At 39.5% G+C, this 19,623-nt stretch carries 23 protein-coding genes; 10 read left to right on the top strand and 13 right to left on the bottom strand.

Annotated features, from left to right (window positions below):
- The first annotated feature begins 23 nt into the window (after positions 1-23).
- On the top strand, positions 24-1,544 hold the full coding sequence (glpK, locus tag NSMS1_RS05470) for a glycerol kinase GlpK (RefSeq protein WP_224091771.1): 1,521 nt from the start codon (positions 24-26) through the stop codon (positions 1,542-1,544).
- Between the two features lie 155 nt (positions 1,545-1,699).
- Here glpK and NSMS1_RS05465 read toward each other — a convergent pair whose 3' ends face one another.
- Both NSMS1_RS05465 and NSMS1_RS05460 read right to left on the bottom strand, forming a co-directional pair.
- A complete protein-coding gene (locus tag NSMS1_RS05465; RefSeq protein WP_224091769.1) occupies positions 1,700-2,722 on the bottom strand; it encodes a hypothetical protein in 1,023 nt (340 codons plus the stop codon).
- Positions 2,723-2,730: 8 nt separating this feature from the next.
- Positions 2,731-2,976: a hypothetical protein gene (locus NSMS1_RS05460; RefSeq protein WP_224091768.1), complete on the bottom strand. Its 246-nt coding sequence runs from the start codon at positions 2,974-2,976 to the stop codon at positions 2,731-2,733.
- 1,068 nt (positions 2,977-4,044) lie between these two features.
- Between NSMS1_RS05460 and NSMS1_RS05455 the strand changes: the two genes are divergently transcribed.
- The 8 genes from NSMS1_RS05455 (at position 4,045) to NSMS1_RS05420 (ending at position 9,821) form a co-directional block, all read left to right on the top strand.
- On the top strand, positions 4,045-5,139 hold the full coding sequence (locus NSMS1_RS05455) for a M23 family metallopeptidase (protein ID WP_224091767.1): 1,095 nt from the start codon (positions 4,045-4,047) through the stop codon (positions 5,137-5,139).
- Between the two features lie 218 nt (positions 5,140-5,357).
- Entirely contained in the window at positions 5,358-6,197 is an 840-nt protein-coding gene (locus tag NSMS1_RS05450) for a peptidoglycan-binding protein (RefSeq protein ID WP_224091766.1), read from the top strand.
- Between the two features lie 183 nt (positions 6,198-6,380).
- A complete protein-coding gene (rpmI, locus tag NSMS1_RS05445; RefSeq protein ID WP_066383932.1) occupies positions 6,381-6,578 on the top strand; it encodes a 50S ribosomal protein L35 in 198 nt (65 codons plus the stop codon).
- Positions 6,579-6,605: 27 nt separating this feature from the next.
- Positions 6,606-6,962: a 50S ribosomal protein L20 gene (gene rplT, locus NSMS1_RS05440; protein WP_067766671.1), complete on the top strand. Its 357-nt coding sequence runs from the start codon at positions 6,606-6,608 to the stop codon at positions 6,960-6,962.
- 12 nt (positions 6,963-6,974) lie between these two features.
- Positions 6,975-7,787 carry a transporter substrate-binding domain-containing protein gene (locus NSMS1_RS05435; protein ID WP_224091765.1) on the top strand — a complete coding sequence of 271 codons (813 nt, stop codon included), beginning with the start codon at positions 6,975-6,977 and terminating at the stop codon, positions 7,785-7,787.
- A 158-nt stretch (positions 7,788-7,945) separates the two neighbouring features.
- Positions 7,946-8,470 (top strand): tetratricopeptide repeat protein, encoded by a 525-nt coding sequence (locus NSMS1_RS05430; protein WP_224091764.1) that lies wholly within the window; start codon positions 7,946-7,948, stop codon positions 8,468-8,470.
- A gap of 166 nt (positions 8,471-8,636) precedes the next feature.
- The gene (locus NSMS1_RS05425) at positions 8,637-9,335 is read left to right on the top strand and encodes a hypothetical protein (protein WP_224091763.1); all 699 of its coding nucleotides are present in this window, start codon (positions 8,637-8,639) and stop codon (positions 9,333-9,335) included.
- Positions 9,336-9,386: 51 nt separating this feature from the next.
- Complete coding sequence (locus tag NSMS1_RS05420; protein ID WP_224091761.1) at positions 9,387-9,821, top strand: DUF2358 domain-containing protein; 435 nt, start codon at positions 9,387-9,389, stop codon at positions 9,819-9,821.
- Positions 9,822-9,915: 94 nt separating this feature from the next.
- Here NSMS1_RS05420 and NSMS1_RS05415 read toward each other — a convergent pair whose 3' ends face one another.
- Both NSMS1_RS05415 and NSMS1_RS05410 read right to left on the bottom strand, forming a co-directional pair.
- Positions 9,916-10,821, bottom strand: a complete 906-nt coding sequence (locus NSMS1_RS05415; RefSeq protein ID WP_224091759.1) for an ion channel — start codon at positions 10,819-10,821, stop codon at positions 9,916-9,918.
- 131 nt (positions 10,822-10,952) lie between these two features.
- On the bottom strand, positions 10,953-11,576 hold the full coding sequence (locus NSMS1_RS05410; protein WP_224091758.1) for a class I SAM-dependent methyltransferase: 624 nt from the start codon (positions 11,574-11,576) through the stop codon (positions 10,953-10,955).
- 126 nt (positions 11,577-11,702) lie between these two features.
- Between NSMS1_RS05410 and NSMS1_RS05405 the strand changes: the two genes are divergently transcribed.
- A complete protein-coding gene (locus NSMS1_RS05405) occupies positions 11,703-12,173 on the top strand; it encodes a DUF1392 domain-containing protein (protein ID WP_224091756.1) in 471 nt (156 codons plus the stop codon).
- Positions 12,174-12,184: 11 nt separating this feature from the next.
- Here the strand turns inward: NSMS1_RS05405 and NSMS1_RS05400 are convergent, their stop codons facing one another.
- From NSMS1_RS05400 to NSMS1_RS05360, 9 genes are all read right to left on the bottom strand, one after another.
- On the bottom strand, positions 12,185-12,682 hold the full coding sequence (locus NSMS1_RS05400; protein WP_224091754.1) for a hypothetical protein: 498 nt from the start codon (positions 12,680-12,682) through the stop codon (positions 12,185-12,187).
- Between the two features lie 77 nt (positions 12,683-12,759).
- A complete protein-coding gene (locus NSMS1_RS05395; protein WP_224091752.1) occupies positions 12,760-13,692 on the bottom strand; it encodes an ABC transporter permease in 933 nt (310 codons plus the stop codon).
- 73 nt (positions 13,693-13,765) lie between these two features.
- Entirely contained in the window at positions 13,766-14,821 is a 1,056-nt protein-coding gene (locus NSMS1_RS05390; protein ID WP_224091750.1) for an ABC transporter permease, read from the bottom strand.
- Positions 14,822-14,849: 28 nt separating this feature from the next.
- Positions 14,850-15,872, bottom strand: a complete 1,023-nt coding sequence (locus tag NSMS1_RS05385) for an endonuclease NucS domain-containing protein (protein WP_224091749.1) — start codon at positions 15,870-15,872, stop codon at positions 14,850-14,852.
- A gap of 190 nt (positions 15,873-16,062) precedes the next feature.
- Positions 16,063-16,347: a type II toxin-antitoxin system YafQ family toxin gene (locus tag NSMS1_RS05380; protein ID WP_224091746.1), complete on the bottom strand. Its 285-nt coding sequence runs from the start codon at positions 16,345-16,347 to the stop codon at positions 16,063-16,065.
- Positions 16,344-16,565: a hypothetical protein gene (locus NSMS1_RS05375; RefSeq protein WP_224091744.1), complete on the bottom strand. Its 222-nt coding sequence runs from the start codon at positions 16,563-16,565 to the stop codon at positions 16,344-16,346. Before NSMS1_RS05375 ends, NSMS1_RS05380 begins: the two co-directional genes overlap by 4 nt.
- 105 nt (positions 16,566-16,670) lie before the next feature.
- Positions 16,671-16,865, bottom strand: a complete 195-nt coding sequence (locus tag NSMS1_RS05370; RefSeq protein ID WP_224091742.1) for a hypothetical protein — start codon at positions 16,863-16,865, stop codon at positions 16,671-16,673.
- Between the two features lie 57 nt (positions 16,866-16,922).
- Positions 16,923-18,398 carry an ABC transporter ATP-binding protein gene (locus NSMS1_RS05365; protein WP_224091741.1) on the bottom strand — a complete coding sequence of 492 codons (1,476 nt, stop codon included), beginning with the start codon at positions 18,396-18,398 and terminating at the stop codon, positions 16,923-16,925.
- A gap of 103 nt (positions 18,399-18,501) precedes the next feature.
- A complete protein-coding gene (locus NSMS1_RS05360; RefSeq protein ID WP_224091740.1) occupies positions 18,502-19,554 on the bottom strand; it encodes a BMP family protein in 1,053 nt (350 codons plus the stop codon).
- Positions 19,555-19,623: the final 69 nt, after the last annotated feature.

Genomic DNA, 19,623 nt, shown 5'->3' with positions numbered 1-19,623 from the left:
CGATCGCATTCTCATTCATACCTATGCAGACATTGGGGAGCAAAACACTATCATCCGGCTATATTCTAGCGTTGGACTTGGGGACAACAGGGAACCGGGCATTTATCTTTAACGCCGCAGGTAAAATAGTAGCTCAAGCATACAAAGAACTAACGCAATATTACCCTCAACCCGGATGGTTAGAGCATGACCCCAATCAAATCTGGCAAGATACTTACCGGGTGATGCAAACAGCGATCGCTCATGCTCAAATCTCTTCTAGTGAAATTACTGCTATCGGTTTAACTGTCCAAAGGGAAACTTGCTTACTCTGGGATAAAACTACAGGCGAACCGTTACATAAAGCCATAGTCTGGCAAGACCGCCGCACCGCGCCTCTGTGCCATGAGTTACAATCACAAGACTACGCTCAAGAAATTTACGATCGCACTGGCCTAGTTATTGATGCTTACTTCTCTGCTACTAAACTCCGGTGGTTACTAGATAACATCACAGGTATTGACTTAAATAATGTCCTTGCAGGTACAATTGATACTTGGATACTGTGGAAATTGACAGGTGGTCAAGTCCACGCCACCGACCATAGTAATGCCAGCCGCACAATGTTAATGAATCTCAAAACCTGCGACTGGGATGAACAACTATTAGATATCTTCCAAATACCTGCCCATATTCTGCCGCAAATTCAACCAAGCTTAGGAAAATTTGGTGTTACCGATAGTACCTTACTTGGCGCGGCTATCCCCATCACAGCTATTCTAGGCGATCAGCAAGCAGCTTTATTTGGTCATGGCTGCGATCGCCCTGGTTTAATGAAATGTACTTACGGCACAGGTAGCTTTTTAGTGGCTCACACTGGTACAGATATAGTCCGTTCCCAGCATCAACTAATATCCACAATCGCTTGGACACAAGCCAATTCACAACAAGAATTAAATGTAGGCTATGCTCTAGAAGGCAGTATGTTTACTAGTGGTGCTTGTATCCAATGGCTGCGTGATGGCATCAAAATAATTAAAACGGCTGCGGAAACCGAGGCGATGGCAAATCAAGTACCCGATAACGGCGGAGTCTACTTTGTCCCAGCTTTTAGTGGACTGGGTGCGCCTTATTGGGATATGAACGCCAGGGGGGCCTTTTTCGGCATTACCGCCAGTGTCCAACCCCAGCATTTAGTTAGGGCGGTACTAGAAGCGATCGCCTATCAAGTGTTAGAAATAGTACAAGCCATCAATGCGTCTTGTAATAGTCCCATGCAGCGTTTGATTGTCGATGGTGGTGCTTGCGAGAATAATTTTCTCATGCAGTTCCAAGCTGATGTATTAGGTATTCCCGTAGAACGTCCCACCATGCGCGACACAACAGTTCAAGGTGCAGCTTTCGCCGCAGGTTTAGCCGTGGGGTTGTGGGATAGTTACTCAACCTTGGTAAACCAACGCCAAATAGACTGCATATTTGAGCCAGGGGAAGGAAGCAACAGTGCTAGAGGTAATTTTGCTACATGGCAAAAAGCCGTGCAACGGACTTTGGGGTGGGTAGAGTAGGAGATGGGGGAGATGAGGGAGAGGGGGGAGAATAATATTGTTCGGTTACTAAAGTTGTTAATTATTATTCCCTATCTATTTTACTCAGCACGGGCTGAACGCCCCGCTTCCGCTAACAGCACTCAGCACTCTTAACTCAGCACTCCTCACTTTCCTTATCCTGACTTAGCGGCTTGCTTTAAATCTAAAGTATAGAAGCCGACTTTATTCGGTACTCTAGCAAACCTACCTGTGCGATAACCACGGGAGAGTTCGTTTAAGACTTTGCTTTTCACCTCTCTAGTGTCTTCCTCGTCTAGTTCTCCATAAATTCCTGTGATGACATCAGCTACACCAAAAACTTTCCCTGGATTTTTTCTGAAGAAGACACTCAAAGCATCAATTAAAAATTGTCCTTGGTAGGGTTCCAACATTGGGACAACTCTTGTTTTGGGAACAACAATAGGCTTTTTCTTCTTACTTTTGCCAGTTGGGGAGTAGGTATGAGTACGGTTGGATGTTACCAAACTTAAATCTAGAGTGTAACATCCAGGTTCATCAGGGATGCCATACCAAGCCTGTCTTTCTCTACCTTGAGTTAAGGATGATTGCACCCTACCTTTAACCACTCTAAATATATAAGGTTCTAACTCTCCATAAAGCGATCGCACTATAAAATCTATGTGACATACTACGCCAAGATTATCTCGCAGTAGCCTTGTAATGGCTTCCATACGAGTGAGAGACTGATACTCCGGTAACATGGGGATATCCGTTCCCTTGATAGTCTCTGGAGTAATTTCTATAGTTGGTGATGAACTAGTAGTTGGAGACTCTTCATTATCTTCTGGCGAAGTCTCTAAATCTTCTGTTTCCAAGTCCTCAGCGCTGGAAGATTCCAGTTTGCTGGACTCTAGTAAGTTAAGCTGCGTGTGAGAAGTACCGTTAGCTAAAGACGGTAGAGAAACTTGAGGAAAAGAAGCCTGAACTTCTTGGGTGGCTTCACCCATAGGTAGTTGAGGTTTCTGATGAGCAGACCAAGTAGATAATAAAGCTTCTACATGATCAAGTTGCGATCGCGCTTGTGTAAATAGAGTTTCATACTCTTCTACAAGGCGTGCATAATAGTCTCGTAATTCCAGAAGGGGCGAGACAAAATCTTGGGGAGGAGGCTCTAATTGCAATTGAGGATTTATCATGCTTCAAATTAACCTAAATCGATGTCGCTTTTATAAGTAGTTGGTCTAGGTTTGGCTTTGCGACTTGGCTGCTGAGATTTTTTAGGTGCTTGCGGAGGACGACATCTCTCACAATACAAAGGACGAGGGCCAAAAGTCTCGCGCTTTGTAGGTTCATCACATTCCTTACAAACAAAGTTAAAAACGCGAGTGTGAATCAATCGCTTATGCGCTCTAACCGTGTACTCTCTAACATCAATTATTTTACTGGTCATAATCAAGAGTATGAAATTACAAGTCTCTCAATATAGCTATTCAAGCAAATAAACTGGGATCAGTGTGTGTTTAGTTGTCTGTTTTGGACAAGTTAGCATCTTGTGCAAAGCCAACTTGGCATATAACTGACTAGAAACATTAATTGCTTATCTTATTAGCATATATTGCATTATCAACAACTAGGTACTATTTGCCATCCTATATATAGGCTATTAAATACAAAATTTAAACAAAATCAAACTTAGGCTCTCTGAGAGTGTGAATAATTAGATTTTTTCTCAGCCAGAGGGAATTTAGAGTTGTATGTGCGATGGCGCAAGCGCCCAGCGTAGCTGATCGCTTAATTCTAGACTTATCCAAGAAGTAGTAAAAATACTTTGAAGCTTCCTCTCTTAGCCTCTGTACGGTTAAAAATCTTCAACCCTAGCCTCATAATCATCAAGAATAATTAGTACAAAGAAGACTTCGCCTTTATTTAGGATATCGTTTTTGCTAACTATCCTCTAAAATCTGCCTTCACCATTCTGGAAATTCTGAAAACAGACCATAGGGAACAGTGAAGACGACTGGTAGAAATTTACTGAATCTTTTCAAAAATTAAATATCAGTCTTATACGATAAGTATAAAGTCAGAATAGAGAAATCTTTTGGGTATAGGGTCAACACTTAAATCAGTTAACAGTTATCAGTCCTGACGGCGTATAGTAAAGGGATTGAAACCCGCCACTAACGCATACTACCAATTAACGAGTGACTTAGACCCAGGTATTTAAAAGACTGGTAACTATTCACTGGTTACTGGTCACTGTTAAAAATCCCATGATTACATTGATCGAGATCAATCTCATCTATCTTTACACCCTATACCTTGATACTCCTACACCTACATCCAGCACTATTTTTAGCTCTTTTTACCAAATTTATTTAACTAAGACACTTTCACAGTAGATGTTCGTCTACTTGATGTAAAGCATTGAAGAAAGTTATAAATTTGACTAAAACTTCCCTGACAATCCCAGCATAAGAGTGAAATAGCAAATATCTTTAAAGTATCTGAGATATCCTTTATGCGCTTAAAACTACCTAAAGAACTTACCTTCCTCTATCACCGTAAATTTACTTATATTACTATCACATCTTTAACTGCGGTACTTTGTACAAATACCACTGCCTTAACGCAAGTCGCCCAAACTTCTCCCAGCCAACAGAAAGCTATTCCTATTCCCATTCCCAGCCCAATTTATAACCCTAACCCTAACCCTAATCCTAACCCTATCTCTAGCTCTAACTTAATTTGGCCGACACAAGGATATATTTCCCAAGGTTTTCGCAAATACAAACACGAAGGAATTGATATTGCAGGTGCATCGGGAACGCCAATTTTCGCGGCGGCGGCGGGGAAGGTAGTCAAAGCTGGGTGGGATGACTGGGGACTAGGAAATGCTATAGAAATTAAACATCCTAATGGTAGCGTTACTGTATATGGACATAACCGCCGTTTATTAGTAAGTAAAGGTCAACAGGTCAAACAAGGACAAATAATTGCGGAAATGGGGTCTACAGGTAACAGTACTGGAACTCATTTACACTTTGAATATTATCCTAATGGGCGAGTGGCTGTTAATCCTATAACTTTTTTAGCGTCCTCGACAGCTAGTAAAACTCCATCACAACGTGTTGCTGCGACTGCGGCTAAAGTTCCTTCAACCAGACAAGTACAAGAATTACCAACTATACCTGAAAATAACCCATTCCCTGCCCCTATCTCCCGTGCTGGTGAAGCTTATGGTGGAAGCTTACTTCCTCCCTCGCCATTAGTTCCTCAACCTTCTCTAGAACAACAAGTTTCACCTTCGCAACCCATACCCATAACTTTAGGGGCTATGAATAGCGATGTACAATGCAACGGGATGACGCGGTTAGAAGGAGAAACCGCAAATGCCCTAGTCAGGATATGTGATGAGAATGGGCAGTTATTTTACATAGGTGAGTTAAAACAGAACCCAACTCAGTCAGTCAAAATACCAGCTTGGACTGTTGGGAGAAATAGATATCAAGCTGATAATGGTAGTTTCTCTTACGTAGTTAGTCCAGAACAAGTACAAGTTTTGCGTAATGGGAGTCAGATACGTACTGATAATTTCTATATTTTTAATAAATAAAAATTATCAGATTTATTTATGTGTGGAAAAATATAGTTTCTCTGACTTTTAACTAAATTAATCGATGATGAAAACCGCACTATCAAGGATTTTTATAAATTTTTTTACTTTTTGCTGATACTAAAAGGGAAAACCCTTTATGATCTTCAGTAGTTGAAAATACACAAACATAGTATCAATTCTCATCTTTTAGCTTTTACCCGTAAAGGTGTTCACCAATGGAATTTATCGCTTATTCCTCTATGGTCATTGCGAACCAAGAGGCAAACGGTCAGGCTGAATATCTCGAATATGAATTACCTAAGTTTGATTTTAGCTGGGGTAGATTGCTCAAGTCGTCGGCTTGGTTGTCTGTTGCTGGTGTAATGGTATTATTTACCGCTCTGACTCAAGTCAATGGCGCTTTTGCCGCCTACGTCCGTACTAACGGTAGTTGTCTAAATGTACGTACTTCTCCTAGCATCAATGCCAGAGTTGTAGACTGCATTCCTAACGGTTCTGCCATCGACACGACAGGAAGCGTCAACGGTTTTGCTCGCCTATCTAGTAATAGATACGTAGCAGCTAGATGGGTTAGTGGCACATCTGGCGGCAATTATGGCGGCAATTATGGCGGTAACTATGGCGGCGGTGTTGGCGGTAGAGTAACATTAGGCCTTGGTTCTCGCGGTTCAGCAGTTGCAGCAGTACAAAGAGCGCTAGGTGTAGAACCTACAGGCTATTACGGCTCAGTAACAGCCCGCCGTGTACGCGAGTTCCAAGCTAACAACGGGTTGCGTGTTGATGGTGTAGTCGGTCCACAAACTCGTGTTGCTTTGCTTGGTGGTGGTAGCGGTAATGGCGGTACAGGTGGAGGTGGTACTGGCGGCCCCATAACACTCAGCCTTGGTTCTCGCGGTTCAGCAGTTTCCGAATTGCAAAGCGCGTTGGGTGTAGAACCCACAGGCTATTATGGCCCGGTGACAGTCCGCCGTGTGCGTGAGTTCCAAGCCAACAACGGTTTACGTGCTGATGGCGTATTTGGGCCGGAGACTCGCAGCGCTTTATTTAGAAGTTAGAGTTTAGGCGTGTAAGTATATATGGGTGTAGGGGTGGACTCTTACACCCTTATTTATTTGGGGAGATGAGGGAGATGAGGAGCCGAGGAGAAAAACTATTAACAACTGTCAACTGACTAATGACTAATGACTAATGACTAAAATAATATATAATGAGGGATTGTGTCGAATTAGATCCAATTCATGCCTAAACTAAAAACACGCAAAGCAGCTGCAAAGCGGTTCCGCGCTACTGGTAGCGGTAAAATTGTGCGCCGTAAGGCTTTCAAAAACCACCTTTTAGAACACAAGACTACTAACAAAAAGCGTGGTCTTTCCAAGATGGCAGTTGTTAACGAGCGCGACGAAGAAAACGTGCGTTTAATGTTGCCTTATTTGTAAATTTGTAATTTTTTCAGGAATAAAATTATGACTCGCGTAAAACGCGGTAACGTTGCTCGTAAACGCCGCAATAAAATTCTCAAATTAGCTAAGGGTTTTCGTGGTTCTCACTCTACTTTGTTTAGAACCGCTAACCAGCAGGTAATGAAAGCACTCCGCAGTGCATACCGCGATCGCAAAAAGAAAAAGCGCGATTTCCGTCGTCTGTGGATTACCCGCATTAACGCGGCTGCTAGAGAACAGGGATTAAGTTACAGTCAGTTAATTGGTAACTTGAAAAAAGCTAACATCCAACTCAACCGCAAAATGTTGGCACAGTTGGCAGTTCTCGATCCTGCAAGCTTCACCAAAGTGGCACAGTTGGCAATTCAAGCTAAAGGTTAAAGGTGGCAACGGATGAATAACGGATGTAACAGAAGGCGAATAATTAGTCGGTTACATCTGGTATTATCCGCCACTATTATTTGTATTCTCTTAGCAACAGGATTTGTAGCATCTGCCGCGACAACCCCAGAGATTCAGCGCCGGGGTTATATAACGGTAGCGGTGAAAGATAATTTGCCTCTGTTGGGTTTTAAGGATGCAAGTGGCAAGTTACAAGGCTTAGAAATTGATTTAGCACAGCGTTTAGCAACTGATTTGCTAGGTAAACCAGATGCTGTGAGACTGCAAAGCGTAAATAATCGCGATCGCTTATCTGTAGTATTGAATCATAAAGTGGATATGGCGATCGCTAGAGTCACAGCCACCGCATCACGCTCACGTTTGGTAGATTTCAGTGTTCCTTATTATATGGATGGAACTTATATCGTTACCAAAGATGCGGCTGTACAGCAAATAAATGATTTAGCAAAACGTAAAGTAGCCGTCCTCTATAATTCCAGCACCATTGCCGAAGTACGCTATTACATCCCCAACGCCGAGTTAGTAGGAGTTAAGTCCTACCAAGAAGCGCAAACTGCACTAGAGAATAATAGTGTAGTTGCCTTTGCCGCCGATGGGAGTGTTCTGAGCGGTTGGGTAAAAGAAAATCCTCAATATCGGTTACTCCCAACAAAATTATCAACAGCACCCTTATCTGTAGTCATGCCCAAAGGATTGCAGTACGATGAAATGAGAAGGGAAGTTAACGAAGCGATCGCTCGTTACATAGCTCAAGGCTGGTTAAACGAAAGAATTAAGTATTGGGGATTAGTCAATAGTCCATAGTCCATAGTCAAAAGCAAGAGGCACAGTAATAATTATTCTCTCCCTTGTCTCCCCCCACTCCCTCATCTCCGTCATCTCCCCCCACTCCCTCATCTTTGCCACTCCCAAAAGCCCCATAATAGATATTGAAGCACCTATAATAATTTGATTTGAAGGCAATGGATAACAGTCTAGCGGTTGTTTATCTCTCTGTTTTGGTTGGTTTACTTGCATTTACACTTGTGAGTGTTTTCCGCCAGCTGTTCAAGACTCGTAAGCGTGAAAGCTCTTTCTCACGATTGCGTAACAAGTTGAGTAAAGATAAAGGTACGGCTCAAGAATATTATGAGTTAGCCTGCATCTATTCAGAAAAGAAAGTGTTTACACAAGCTATACCATTGTTTCAAAAGTCGCTCAAAGCAGCTGAGGAAGAAGGAGAAGAAAACACTGCTCCTATTTACAATGGTTTGGGATATGCTTATTTTGCCCAAGATCAATATGATTTGGCAATTCGTCAGTATAAAGAGGCGCTAAAATTGAAACCAGATTATGTAGTAGCACTAAATAATCTGGGTCATGCTTATGAGCGGAAAAAATTGAATGCTCAGGCGTTACAAATGTACGAAGAAGCACTAAAATTTGCACCCAATAATTCTATAGCAAAGCGTCGTGCTGAATCTTTACGCCGTTTAGTAGCTGCGTAATTAATCAAAATCAGGAAATTTCAAAAAGGTGCAGTTAAGTAATGCACCTTTTTGAATATGAGATGTAATATTTGATTTTGATGTTATAAAAAGCAATATAGTTTTTTTTGCGTAAATTGTAGATATTAAGCTGATGTCTATATAAACATCTAATATCGCAACTGTTATGCAAAAAATTCAAAATTATCTGGCTAATAAACAGTTTCAATTTACAAAACATCAGTTTTTCCAACTGTTAACTGACGATATAACTTTAGAACAATTTGCCTCTGTGGCTGCACGTTTGAGTTTCTGGGTAATGTCTTTTCAAGATTTACTCCGACTCAACGAAGAACGAATTACTAATGATAAAATCCGCAATATCGTCCGCAAGCATAGGCTAGAGCAAAGTGGGCATGAACATTGGTTTGTCAGCGATGTCCATGATATGGAATGTAAAATACTGACGGTGCAGTCTATTTACAGCCGTAATTGTGCAACTACGCGGGATGCTACCTATGCACTTATGTCGGAAGTTTTTCAAGCACAAAGTGACTATGAGCGCGTCGTTTTGTTATTAACTCTGGAATCTACAAGTAACATCTTTTTAGGGTATACTGTCGATTTTATGGATACAGTTAATTACTGTAGTAGTTTGAAGTACTTTTCTAATTACCACTGGGAATTTGAGAAAAATTATAGAGTATTTGCAGAGAAGCTGACAAATTATTTGGCAGAAGTTCAGTTGACTCAGGATGAGGAAGCGCAAGTTTTAAAAATGATAGAGAGAATTTATAATGCTTTTAACTTAATGTTTGATGGGTTGACATCAGCTTTAGAGATTAAACCCAAAACTGAAAAATTGCCTATCTTAGCACTTTTATAATGTATGATTTTCCTAGTGTTGGCATAAAAGCCTAAAAGATAGGAAAAGATTGTGGAATCTCAACTACCAATAGCACAAGTAATCAAAACTCTCCAACAAGATTTACCGACACTGTTTGAGAAGGATATCTCGTATGATATCTATACGCAAGATATTTACTTTCAAGACCCTGTAAATAAATTTAAGGGCAAATTTAACTACAGAATCATTTTTTGGACTTTACGCTTTCATGCACGGTTATTTTTCACTCAAATCTACTTCGATTTACATGAAGTATCTCAGGTAGATGAATATACAGTTTTAGCTAAATGGACGGTGCGGGGAACTTTGCGTGTTCCTTGGCAAGCAGATATTTTTTTTAATGGTTATTCAACTTATAAGTTGAGGCAAAATAATTTAATTTACGAACATATAGATACTTGGGATCGAAAGCCGGGAGAGATTTTGCGGCAGTTTTGGGTAAAGGGCGAAAATAGGGATTTATAAATAAAAAATCTCCAAAATGTAAGGTGCGTCAGTACGATAAACCCTAACTATAACAAGAAGATATTCCTACTGACACACCCTACTAACTCATTAATTATTTCTCTAAAGGTTCAACATCATGAAAGTATTTATAGTCAATGTATCGATGTCCGTCTGATGTGTGGTGAAAGATATCAACAAAACGATTATTCCATAAAATATTATGAGCGGTATATTGATGACGAGCATGAACTACTTGTGCAACAGCTTCATCTATACCACTGACCGAAATAATTATATTTGTGTTTGTTTGAATTAATGACTCTGCTGACATTCCATAAAGAGGACTTGTTTCATCTATTGGATGTAGTGCTAACCAACTTAATGTAAAACTTGGAGTTTGAGTTCTCAGTAGTTTTAAATCATGAAAACGCCGAATAAATTCTCCTTCTGTGGTGATTTCATCCCGCATTAAATAAACCCGCATCTGTGCTTCTAAAATTAAATTACGCCGTTGGTTAGCAGTGCGAAACATCAAAGTTGGTACACCATTATAGGGTGTAATTACGGCGACACGACTAAATATGACACGGGCAGAAGGGCGGGAAAATCGAGCAAATGCCAGCCCTGTCATGAGGGCAATTCCCACTAAACCAATCATGGCTTCGATGGTGACAACTATATTAGAATATAGTGTCTTAGGATACATTGCACCATAACCAATGGATGCGAGTGTTTGCACACTAAAGAAAAATAAATCTAAAAAAGAGCCTGGTCTAGCATTGGCAATACAATCTCCTCCTAGCCAATAAGCTAGAGCAAATATAATATTAATTGTGATGTAAGAAAGACAAATTATTAATAAAAATCCAGACCACGGAATTGTTAATAACAAATGGTAAGGATCACGCCAGTATGAATACCATGTACCCATGCCAATAATCTCAAATTTTCCATCTTGAATTTTTATTTGAACTCGCTGTGGTCGTTTCTTGGAAAGTCTCTTCAGTGGGAATTTCATCGGAGGTAGCCACAAGAACGGCAATTATTAGTAATATACCGTTAAAGTCATGCTGTAAATTTTTTATGTCCGTAAAATCAATTCTTGTATTAAGTTTTGTTCAATCATAAAAACTTGACTGTAAAAGGCTTTCAGTGCTGCACCTTTTTAGTTGCACATCCCTTATACATATGAGCCATCACATCTGGAAGCTTTTCTGGTGTGAAGCGTTCTAGCTTTATATCATCAAAACTTTTTGCTACCAATTGCTGCATATTTCGATTTAAGTGACAGCCATCAGCTATAACTTTTTGAATTGGTGTGAGCCGATTTTGCCATACCTGTACCTTCGGCTGATCACTAAGTCCATGTTCCAGAAAAAAGAACTTACCATCCGGTTTTAATACCCGGTAAACTTCTTTTATAGCTTGCTCAACATTGGCAATACTACATAGAGTCCATGTGCTAACTACGCTATCAAAGGTATTATCTGACATAGGAAGATTTTCACCTGATAGCAAAAGTTTTTCAACTTTAATACCAGACTCATCAATACGCTTCTGTGCTAACGCATTCATCCCTGGATTTACATCTACTGTAGTGATTTTGCGAATATGCTGAGGATAGTAAGCCAAATTTAATCCAGTACCGAAGCCAATTTCTAATACTTCTCCTGTAACGTCTTTTAGTAGTTCTTGACGATATTTAGCGAAGACGGGATCTGACATACTCCAGTCGAGAAGACGCGGGAAAATTACTTGTGAATAGAAACCCATAATTTGCTAACCTCTACAAGTGAATCTATATATACTTCTTGTTGTTTTTGCAACTTATGGAAAATATGTTCCGGATAACTATGGTGTAAGCAAGTGTATGTATAAAAAGAAAGCCACAAAAGCATCATGATGAACGAGATTACCATGTTAGAGTCCTGTTGGTATATTTCTCCGCCTTGGGGTGAAAATATACCGTCATTGGCTGTGCAAATACAAGAGAAAGTATTTTTACCAAGCTCTAATTTACATGGTTATTGCTGCGGCGTTCATTGGGAGGATGAGCAATGGATTTATGCCATAGTTTGTCATGATGAAACGCTATATCTACGTCATGGGGAATTTTCCGCAACAAATGTACTCAGAAGTAATGGTGTTGTTACTCCAGCTTTTAAGTTAGGCGATGTAGTTGAGGTTGATTTTAGTGAGCAGCCAAACAAACGTATTATTCAAGGTATCTTTAGTCTAAAACATAATTGGCTGTATGCTGTGGAATGGCGATCGCCAATTCTACCAGAAAAGACATCGGCTCAAAGTCGGCTCATCTGGCTGGCTGATATTGATTTGGTTAAGTTAAGTGTTACTAATAGTAATAGTTAAAGCTGGGGTAGTTATTTAATCAATTTGGTTAACTTGAGCAAACTTACCACTCCTATCAGTAAGGGAGCAGCAAGCCAAAACCAAAAACCCGGCAACAATTTATTCAGCAGTAGTTCCGAGTTAGGACTACTACCATTAGGTAATCTATACCAAAATGCTGATACTGTGCCTGCAAAACCTATAATGACTGCTATTAATGCCGAAAAGAAGGAAAATTTATACTGTTGTCTTGCTAAAAATATACATGACATCCAGTAAGTTGGGTTAGCTAACCAACCAAGTGACGGGGAAATGACAAAGAATAATAATCCAAATAACCCAGCAATAGTTAGCTCAATTCCAGTCATTTCCGTTATGTTATCCAGATTACCATAAGCATTAATTTGACCTGGGGGTGCGTCAGCTTTGGCAACACCTCTTGGTAATATATCAAACAATAAACATGGCAGACTCAGTGCTATTCCGTATAGTAAAAGTGATAAGCCAATGATAATAATGCGATTTTTCATTTTATCGATTCAGATTTCTATGATTAAGTGAAATCTACAAATAGCTATCGTTATCTTTACGACAAACTTTATAAATTTTATTGCCGATTTTCTGGTGAGTAAGAAACGCCTAACCCTTGGGGTGGTTTGGATTTACCTGCTAACCCTAGTAGTGCGAAGATAGCGATCGCATACGGTAACATGGCGAGAAACTGATAAGGTATATTTGCACCCAAGGCTTGAATACGTAATTGTAAAGCTTCCGTTGCACCAAATAACAAACAAGCCAACGTACTACCTATAGGATGCCACCTCCCAAAAATTAAAGCAGCGATCGCAATAAATCCTTTACCTGCACTCATATTTTCTGAGAAAAATTTGATCTGCACTAAAGCGAGATCAGCACCTCCTAAACTAGCAAGACAGCCACTAATAATTACAGCCACATACTTGACTTTTGATACTGATACCCCAGTGGTCGCCGCAGCTTGGGGATATTCTCCCACTGCACGCAAGTTTAAGCCAAAGCTAGTATTAAATAAAACATAAGTGCTGACAGCAATTAGAATTAGTAGTAAATATACAAATATATCTCGCTGAAATAGTAAAGCTCCTAGTAGGGGTATATCCGCTAAAAAAGGAATGTTTATCGCCTCAATTCCAGGTAATCTCTGAGTGCTGTTACCCTGAAATATTAACCGCGCTAAAAACGATGTTAAGCCAGCAGCTACTAAATTAATCGCTAATCCTGAGACTAATTGATTGACGTATAAGGAAACACATAGGAAAGCATGGAATAATCCGACTAATCCGCCAGCTATCAAGGCACAGAGAAGACCCAGCCAAGGATTATTAGTGTAAAATGTGGCTATTGCACTTGTAAAAGCACCTGTCAATAACATCCCTTCTAAGGCAATATTTAGCACTCCTGAGCGTTCTGAGTACATTCCACCGAGGGCGGCAAATGCTAAGGGTACGGCTAAGTTTATACTGGCGATTAGGTAGTCAGAGAGGAAGTTGAGGTTATTCATGGAGGTTTTTTTAACGCAGAGGAACGCAGAGGGAAGCGCGGAGGAGCGCAGAGGAGGTTTTTGTTCCTTGGCGTTAAACTTCGGCGTTTCTGTGTGTTTTGATTTGTCTTTCTACAGCGAGGCTGATGGCTATGAATAATACGGTTAAGCCCTGGATGGCATAAACTACAGTCACGGGTACACCAGCGCTACGCTGCATTACATTAGCACCACTACGTAGGGCGGCAAAGAATAAGGAGGTTAAGACTACGCCGCTAATACTACCACGACTGAGAAAGGCGATCGCAATGGCATCAAACCCGTAACCTGGGGATACTTGTTCAAATAAGCGGTACTTCAACCCCATGACTTCTGATGCACCAGCTAAACCAGCTAAACCACCTGCTAAGGCCATCACTAGCATGATAGTATTCTTGACGGAAATCCTTGCATAATGGGCGGCTGTGGGGTTAAAACCAACGGCGGCGATTTGGTATCCTAGAGGCGATCGCACTAATAGCACCCATAATATTCCGGCGGTAATTAATGCTAGTAAAATACCTGTATGGGCTAAACTTTGGGGTAATATAATCGGTAATTGTGCAGATTTAGCAATTAATGGTGAGTAAGGACTAGGTGCGGCTGGTGCTTTTAAGGGGTTCTGCACCAAGTAGCTGACTAAGTTTACAGCGATGTAATTGAGTAATAGGGTAGTGATAACTTCATTTACTCCCCGTACCGCCTTGAGATAACCAGGTATCCAACCCCAAACCGCACCAAACCCAAACCCAACCAGAAGCCCTAAGGGTATGTGTATGATACTAGGTAATCCTTGCACATATAAACCAATTAAAGTGCTACCCAACGCACCAAGATAAATTTGTCCTTCGCCACCGATATTAAATTGACCAGCCTGTAATGCTATTAATACCCCTAAGCTAGTAAATAGTAGGGGTGTCATTTTGGTGAGGGTATTACCAAACCCAAAATAAGTAGAGAGAGATTCTTGAAATAAGGCGGTGTAGGCGGTGATGGGGTTTGCCCCTGCAAGTAGGATGAGGATAGCACCGACAATAAGAGCAGAAGTAATGGCAATTAGCGGTGATAGGATTGATAGCAGTTGAGGACGAATACGATTTTTTATTGTCATCAATAGTAGGGATAGCCTTCAAATCTCATTAGCTCATTTTATGTAATCCTGTAATAAATTTATTTACTTCCTCTAAATTGCTAAAGAATCCTTCATATCCACACCAATCAGGTGGAGCGCCAGGATAGTTTTCCCAAGCATATTTTGAGACTGGTAATAAATTCGTTATTTCTTCCATCCTCATACCAAAACATTCTGCAAATCTCATCGTATAGATGCGAAATTTCAATCCTTTATTAACATTACTTTCTACAGGAATTAAAGTAAATATAGTTCTACTGCCTTTCTTTAAAGCTAATGAACTTCTGGTTGTTGAAACAACAGTAAAATAATTACCAACTAAACTTTTATAAAGTTCAAAGTATATTTCTTCTACTCCATTTGTTTTAGCAATTTCTGCTAGTTCTTCATAAGATAGATTTGGCTGTCTCTTAGAATTATTTTGTCGTAGTGTATTTTCTTCTACCAGATTTGGTTCAATTAAAAATACTCTTGCCAAAAGTTCCCTACCATCTTCATGGCGGAAGTATTGAAATGTTACAGCATTAATACTGATACCGTAAGTTCCAGATAAATAGTTAATAATTCTTTCCGAGCTACTGTCTATTTCAGATGCAACAATTAAGATATGATGATTTGTATTAAGAACTTCGGGTAATTCCGTATTAAAAGTTTTTTGAAACACTTTATCAAGTTCTAGGTCAAATTTATTTGTTAGATAACTGTTAGCAATATTGGTAATAGTTTCATTGGCTAAATTTTTTACCCAAGAGGCATAATCTAAAGCTTGGGCAGTAACTTCTCTAGGAGTTTTGTCACGTTTTAACTCTATAATAACAATATCGCCTTTTCGGTCGAGGCATAAAAGGTCTATAAATCCGCCATAATCTGTTTTTACCTCTTTCCCTATTACTAAAAAATTATGGGAAATAATAGAGATATCTTGCTCTAACCAGCCTTGTATACGCTGCTCAAAGTTAAGTTTAGATTTTTTGATTTCGCTAAGAACACCTGTGGACGTAATATCCCAAACTTTAATATCTTGTGACATGGTAGTTGACCTGGAAATAAATCAAGCCAAGTTAACATACCATACTAATTTATGTCCACTTATTTACCATAAGTTTGCTGACTCTGAATTCCTGAAATTTCATCAGCATTTAACGTGACATTAGTTTCCGAACATGTTGTAAGTAGGGTAGGTATATATGAGGTGATAAAAGATTTAGTGACTCTATTGCTCAATAAACTTCATCATGAGTGCCAATATCAATTAGTACAATCATATCCTCACTTTCATCAGGATTTGGCTCAAATTTATAAACAATACGGCAATCATACTCAACCCAGCAAGCCCACAAACCTGCTAAATCACCTTTTAACTTATGTGATTTTAAAGTAGGTGTAAATGGATCAGTGACAAGTAATTCCAAAACTTCAAAAATTGTTTCTTCTAATTGAGGGTTTTTCCGAATAACTCGTTTAAAAGCACGCTTGAAACTACTATCCCAAACAATAAGTCTCATTCTTCACTTAACAAATCATTTCGCAGATCCTTAAGAGTACCACGCTTGGCTGTAGCTGTTCTCATTGCTTCCAGTGTTTTTGCAGCGTTGGCGGCAATTTCTTTACGCCGTTGTTCAATGCGTCTTTTAGAAATTAGTTCGACTAGTAAATCTTGCTCTTCGATAGAAAGAGCCTCTACATATTCGATGACTGTTTGAAAGGATATAGAGTTACTCATTGGTAGGATTTATATAATTCAAAAATTAAATACTTTTTCATTTTATATTACTATTTAATCACAATGTGGCTCTAATTGCTGATATATGATGTAACGCGATCGCTCTCATAAAAGTTGCCTTATATTATTTTGTTGATTCTGAAGGGGAATTTCATCAGCATTTAAAGTGACAACTTTTTCATCCTGCATAATGCTAATTGATTGCCCTAGCTTGCGATGTCGTTCTATCGCGGTGGCAATTGCTGCTTTAACTCCAGCATCAATTTTTCCATGTAGATTTTTCATTTCTTTTTCAGTCACTTTCTACCTCTGTAATTTATATTCAGATTTGATCTATATAAATTAGACTCGGCATTTTTATCTTCTATGTATCCCTCCAGCCATCAAGAAACCAATTTCTTCTACTGTCGCCGTTTGTGCATCTAAAATATCGACAAACTCACCTCTGTAGATTACAGCAATGCGATCGCTCATTGCCATCACTTCTTCTAACTCAGTAGAAATATACAATATTGCCGCACCGCGATCGCGTTCGGCTAACAACCGTGAATGAACTGCACTTATCGCCCCCACATCTAAACCCCGCGTGGGTTGCATTGCGACAATTAAATCAGGTTCTCCCGCCAGTTCTCTTGCTAATACTACTTTTTGTTGGTTTCCGCCTGATAGTTGACTTACCTTGATATCTTCTCCAGTCGCCCGAATATCGAATTGTGCCATTGCAGCTTGGGCGTGATTTTTAATTGTTGCTGGTTGTAATAAGAAATTACGGCAAAATGGCGAGATTTTAAATGTATTTAAAATCAAGTTTTGAGCAATATTAAACTGCAAAACTAGACCCATTTTTTGCCTATCTTCTGGGATGTAACCTACGCCTTGACGAGTACGAGATTTATGTAATTCAATTTTACCTTTGATGATGGGTCTTAAATTGGCGATCGCATCTGCTAGTTCTCGCTGTCCATTACCATCTACACCCGCAATGCCTAAAATTTCCCCTGCTTGTAGTTGCAAGGAAATATCACGAACAGTAACAACACCCCTATCATCAGCAACTTGCAAATTCTGGATTGACAATATCGTCTTTCCTGGTACAGATGCAGATTTATTAACTTGTAAAGTAACGTCTCTCCCTACCATCAATTCTGCTAATTGCTGAGGAGTTACATCTTCTGTTTTTACTGTTCCTACTACCTTACCTCGCCGTAGCACTGTTACCGTATCGCAAACATTAATTACTTCTTCTAACTTATGACTAATAAAAATAATTGTATTACCAGCAGCCGCCAATTGCTGCAAGATATGAATTAATGATGCGACTTCTGGGGGTGTGAGGACTGCTGTTGGTTCATCAAGAATTAATAGTTTAGCTTGGCGATATAAAACCTTAAGAATTTCTACGCGCTGTTGTGTACCGACAGGTAAATCTTCTACTTTAGCTGTAGGGTCAATTTCTAATCCGTAAGCTTGGGATAAAGCCGCTATTTCTTGTTGCTTTTGGCGTAAATTTAAACGCCAATTTTGTTCTGTACCCAGGATGATATTTTCAGTCAAAGTTAACTGCGGTACAAGCATGAAATGTTGATAGATCATGCCTATACCTAATTGTATTGCCTCATTTGGCGAAGTAATTTTTACTTGTTTATTTTGTAAATATATTTTTCCCGCATCAGGTTGATATAGACCACTAATTATATTCATCAATGTTGTCTTGCCTGCGCCGTTTTCACCTAGAATTGCATGAATTTTACCAGCATCAACACTCAGACTAATATTATCGTTAGCTATGAACGAATTAAACCGCTTGCTAATATTTTCTAAACGTAAATACATTAATATTATTGAATTTGATGTTGGGCTAATTTGCTTAGTTAGGGGATGAGAAGCAAGAATAATTGAACGCAGATGGACGCAGATTAGAAAACGCTATATAGTTTTATGCTTTTTTGATGCAACGTGTACTTTTACCAGCTTCCTGGCAGCTTTCAAAATAAATCTTTTTAGCAACTATATCCTGTTTTGCTTTTAAAGCATTCTGTTTTACGGCTTCTGGAACTCCCGCACCAAATTTGCCTAATGTTAATATATCTTCTCTTTCTAAACCGATAGAATATATTTGTCCTTTAAGTTGTTTTTGCTGTGCCAATTCCGCTAAATAGGCTATTGCTATATCTAAGCGTTTAACTGCGCTAGTTAATACGGCTTTTGGGGCAACATCTAACTGGTCTTTTGTATTGCCAAAAGCGTAGACTCCTTTATCACTGGCTGCTTGTAAAACTGCGGGACTTGCACTATCTAACCATTGATAAATTACATCAGCACCAGAAGAAATTAAGGCTAGGGTAGCTTCCTTTGCCTTAGCAACATCATTCCAATCGCCTGTAAATGTAGAAACAATTTGAATATTAGGTTTAACTGATTTTGCCCCTAATTCAAAACCTCTTAATTCTTCTTGGGTAGCAGGAAATTCTTGTCCAGCAATATAAGCTAATTTATTAGATTTAGTCATAGCAGCGCCGATAATGCCGCATAAATAACTACCTTGTAAATGGTCAATTCTTAAAGAAGCAATATTTTCGCCCTTGGTGTTACCATTTACGCCTACAAAAAATGTATTAGGAAATTGCGGTGCTACTTGTTCTATAGCTGCATCAAATTGTCCACCGTGGGCGAAGACAAGATTATAACCTTTACGAGCAAAGTCGGTTAATGCTTCTGTTTGATCAGCTTGGGCGACTTGTTCCACATAGGCGATTTCGGCATTTAGCTTTTGTTTAGCTAAGTTTACACCTTCGTAACCAGATTGATTCCAAGCTTTGTCTGTGATGACTCCAGGGAGGACAATTGCTATTTTAAACCCTCCCCCACCACCACTAGCTGTTGGTGTCGAAGTTTGATTATTACTACTGCAAGCTTTCAGTAATAAGCTAGTAGCAAAGGTAGCAGAACCATATAAAACAAATTTACGCCGGCTAATATTTAGCTGCATATTAAAAAATTAGTTGTTAGTCATTAGTCATTAGTCCATAGTCATTAGTCCATAGTCAATAGTCTATTA

The organism is Nostoc sp. MS1, assembly GCF_019976755.1.
Classification (GTDB): Bacteria; Cyanobacteriota; Cyanobacteriia; order Cyanobacteriales; family Nostocaceae; genus Trichormus.
Note: the sequence above shows the minus strand (reverse complement) of the source record. Positions and strands in the feature narration are given on the sequence as shown.

Coding starts and splice junctions, on each gene's coding strand:
- NSMS1_RS05360 (WP_224091740.1), bottom strand. CDS start 19,554: ATGCAGCTAAATATTAGCCGGCGTAAATTTGTTTTATATGGTTCTGCT.
- NSMS1_RS05385 (WP_224091749.1), bottom strand. CDS start 15,872: ATGTCACAAGATATTAAAGTTTGGGATATTACGTCCACAGGTGTTCTT.
- NSMS1_RS05450 (WP_224091766.1), top strand. CDS start 5,358: ATGGAATTTATCGCTTATTCCTCTATGGTCATTGCGAACCAAGAGGCA.
- NSMS1_RS05365 (WP_224091741.1), bottom strand. CDS start 18,398: ATGTATTTACGTTTAGAAAATATTAGCAAGCGGTTTAATTCGTTCATA.
- NSMS1_RS05465 (WP_224091769.1), bottom strand. CDS start 2,722: ATGATAAATCCTCAATTGCAATTAGAGCCTCCTCCCCAAGATTTTGTC.
- glpK (WP_224091771.1), top strand. CDS start 24: ATGCAGACATTGGGGAGCAAAACACTATCATCCGGCTATATTCTAGCG.
- NSMS1_RS05435 (WP_224091765.1), top strand. CDS start 6,975: ATGAATAACGGATGTAACAGAAGGCGAATAATTAGTCGGTTACATCTG.
- NSMS1_RS05415 (WP_224091759.1), bottom strand. CDS start 10,821: ATGAAATTCCCACTGAAGAGACTTTCCAAGAAACGACCACAGCGAGTT.
- NSMS1_RS05460 (WP_224091768.1), bottom strand. CDS start 2,976: ATGACCAGTAAAATAATTGATGTTAGAGAGTACACGGTTAGAGCGCAT.
- NSMS1_RS05430 (WP_224091764.1), top strand. CDS start 7,946: ATGGATAACAGTCTAGCGGTTGTTTATCTCTCTGTTTTGGTTGGTTTA.
- rplT (WP_067766671.1), top strand. CDS start 6,606: ATGACTCGCGTAAAACGCGGTAACGTTGCTCGTAAACGCCGCAATAAA.
- NSMS1_RS05375 (WP_224091744.1), bottom strand. CDS start 16,565: ATGAGTAACTCTATATCCTTTCAAACAGTCATCGAATATGTAGAGGCT.
- NSMS1_RS05455 (WP_224091767.1), top strand. CDS start 4,045: ATGCGCTTAAAACTACCTAAAGAACTTACCTTCCTCTATCACCGTAAA.
- NSMS1_RS05425 (WP_224091763.1), top strand. CDS start 8,637: ATGCAAAAAATTCAAAATTATCTGGCTAATAAACAGTTTCAATTTACA.
- NSMS1_RS05405 (WP_224091756.1), top strand. CDS start 11,703: ATGATGAACGAGATTACCATGTTAGAGTCCTGTTGGTATATTTCTCCG.
- NSMS1_RS05390 (WP_224091750.1), bottom strand. CDS start 14,821: ATGACAATAAAAAATCGTATTCGTCCTCAACTGCTATCAATCCTATCA.
- NSMS1_RS05410 (WP_224091758.1), bottom strand. CDS start 11,576: ATGGGTTTCTATTCACAAGTAATTTTCCCGCGTCTTCTCGACTGGAGT.
- NSMS1_RS05395 (WP_224091752.1), bottom strand. CDS start 13,692: ATGAATAACCTCAACTTCCTCTCTGACTACCTAATCGCCAGTATAAAC.
- NSMS1_RS05400 (WP_224091754.1), bottom strand. CDS start 12,682: ATGAAAAATCGCATTATTATCATTGGCTTATCACTTTTACTATACGGA.
- rpmI (WP_066383932.1), top strand. CDS start 6,381: ATGCCTAAACTAAAAACACGCAAAGCAGCTGCAAAGCGGTTCCGCGCT.
- NSMS1_RS05380 (WP_224091746.1), bottom strand. CDS start 16,347: ATGAGACTTATTGTTTGGGATAGTAGTTTCAAGCGTGCTTTTAAACGA.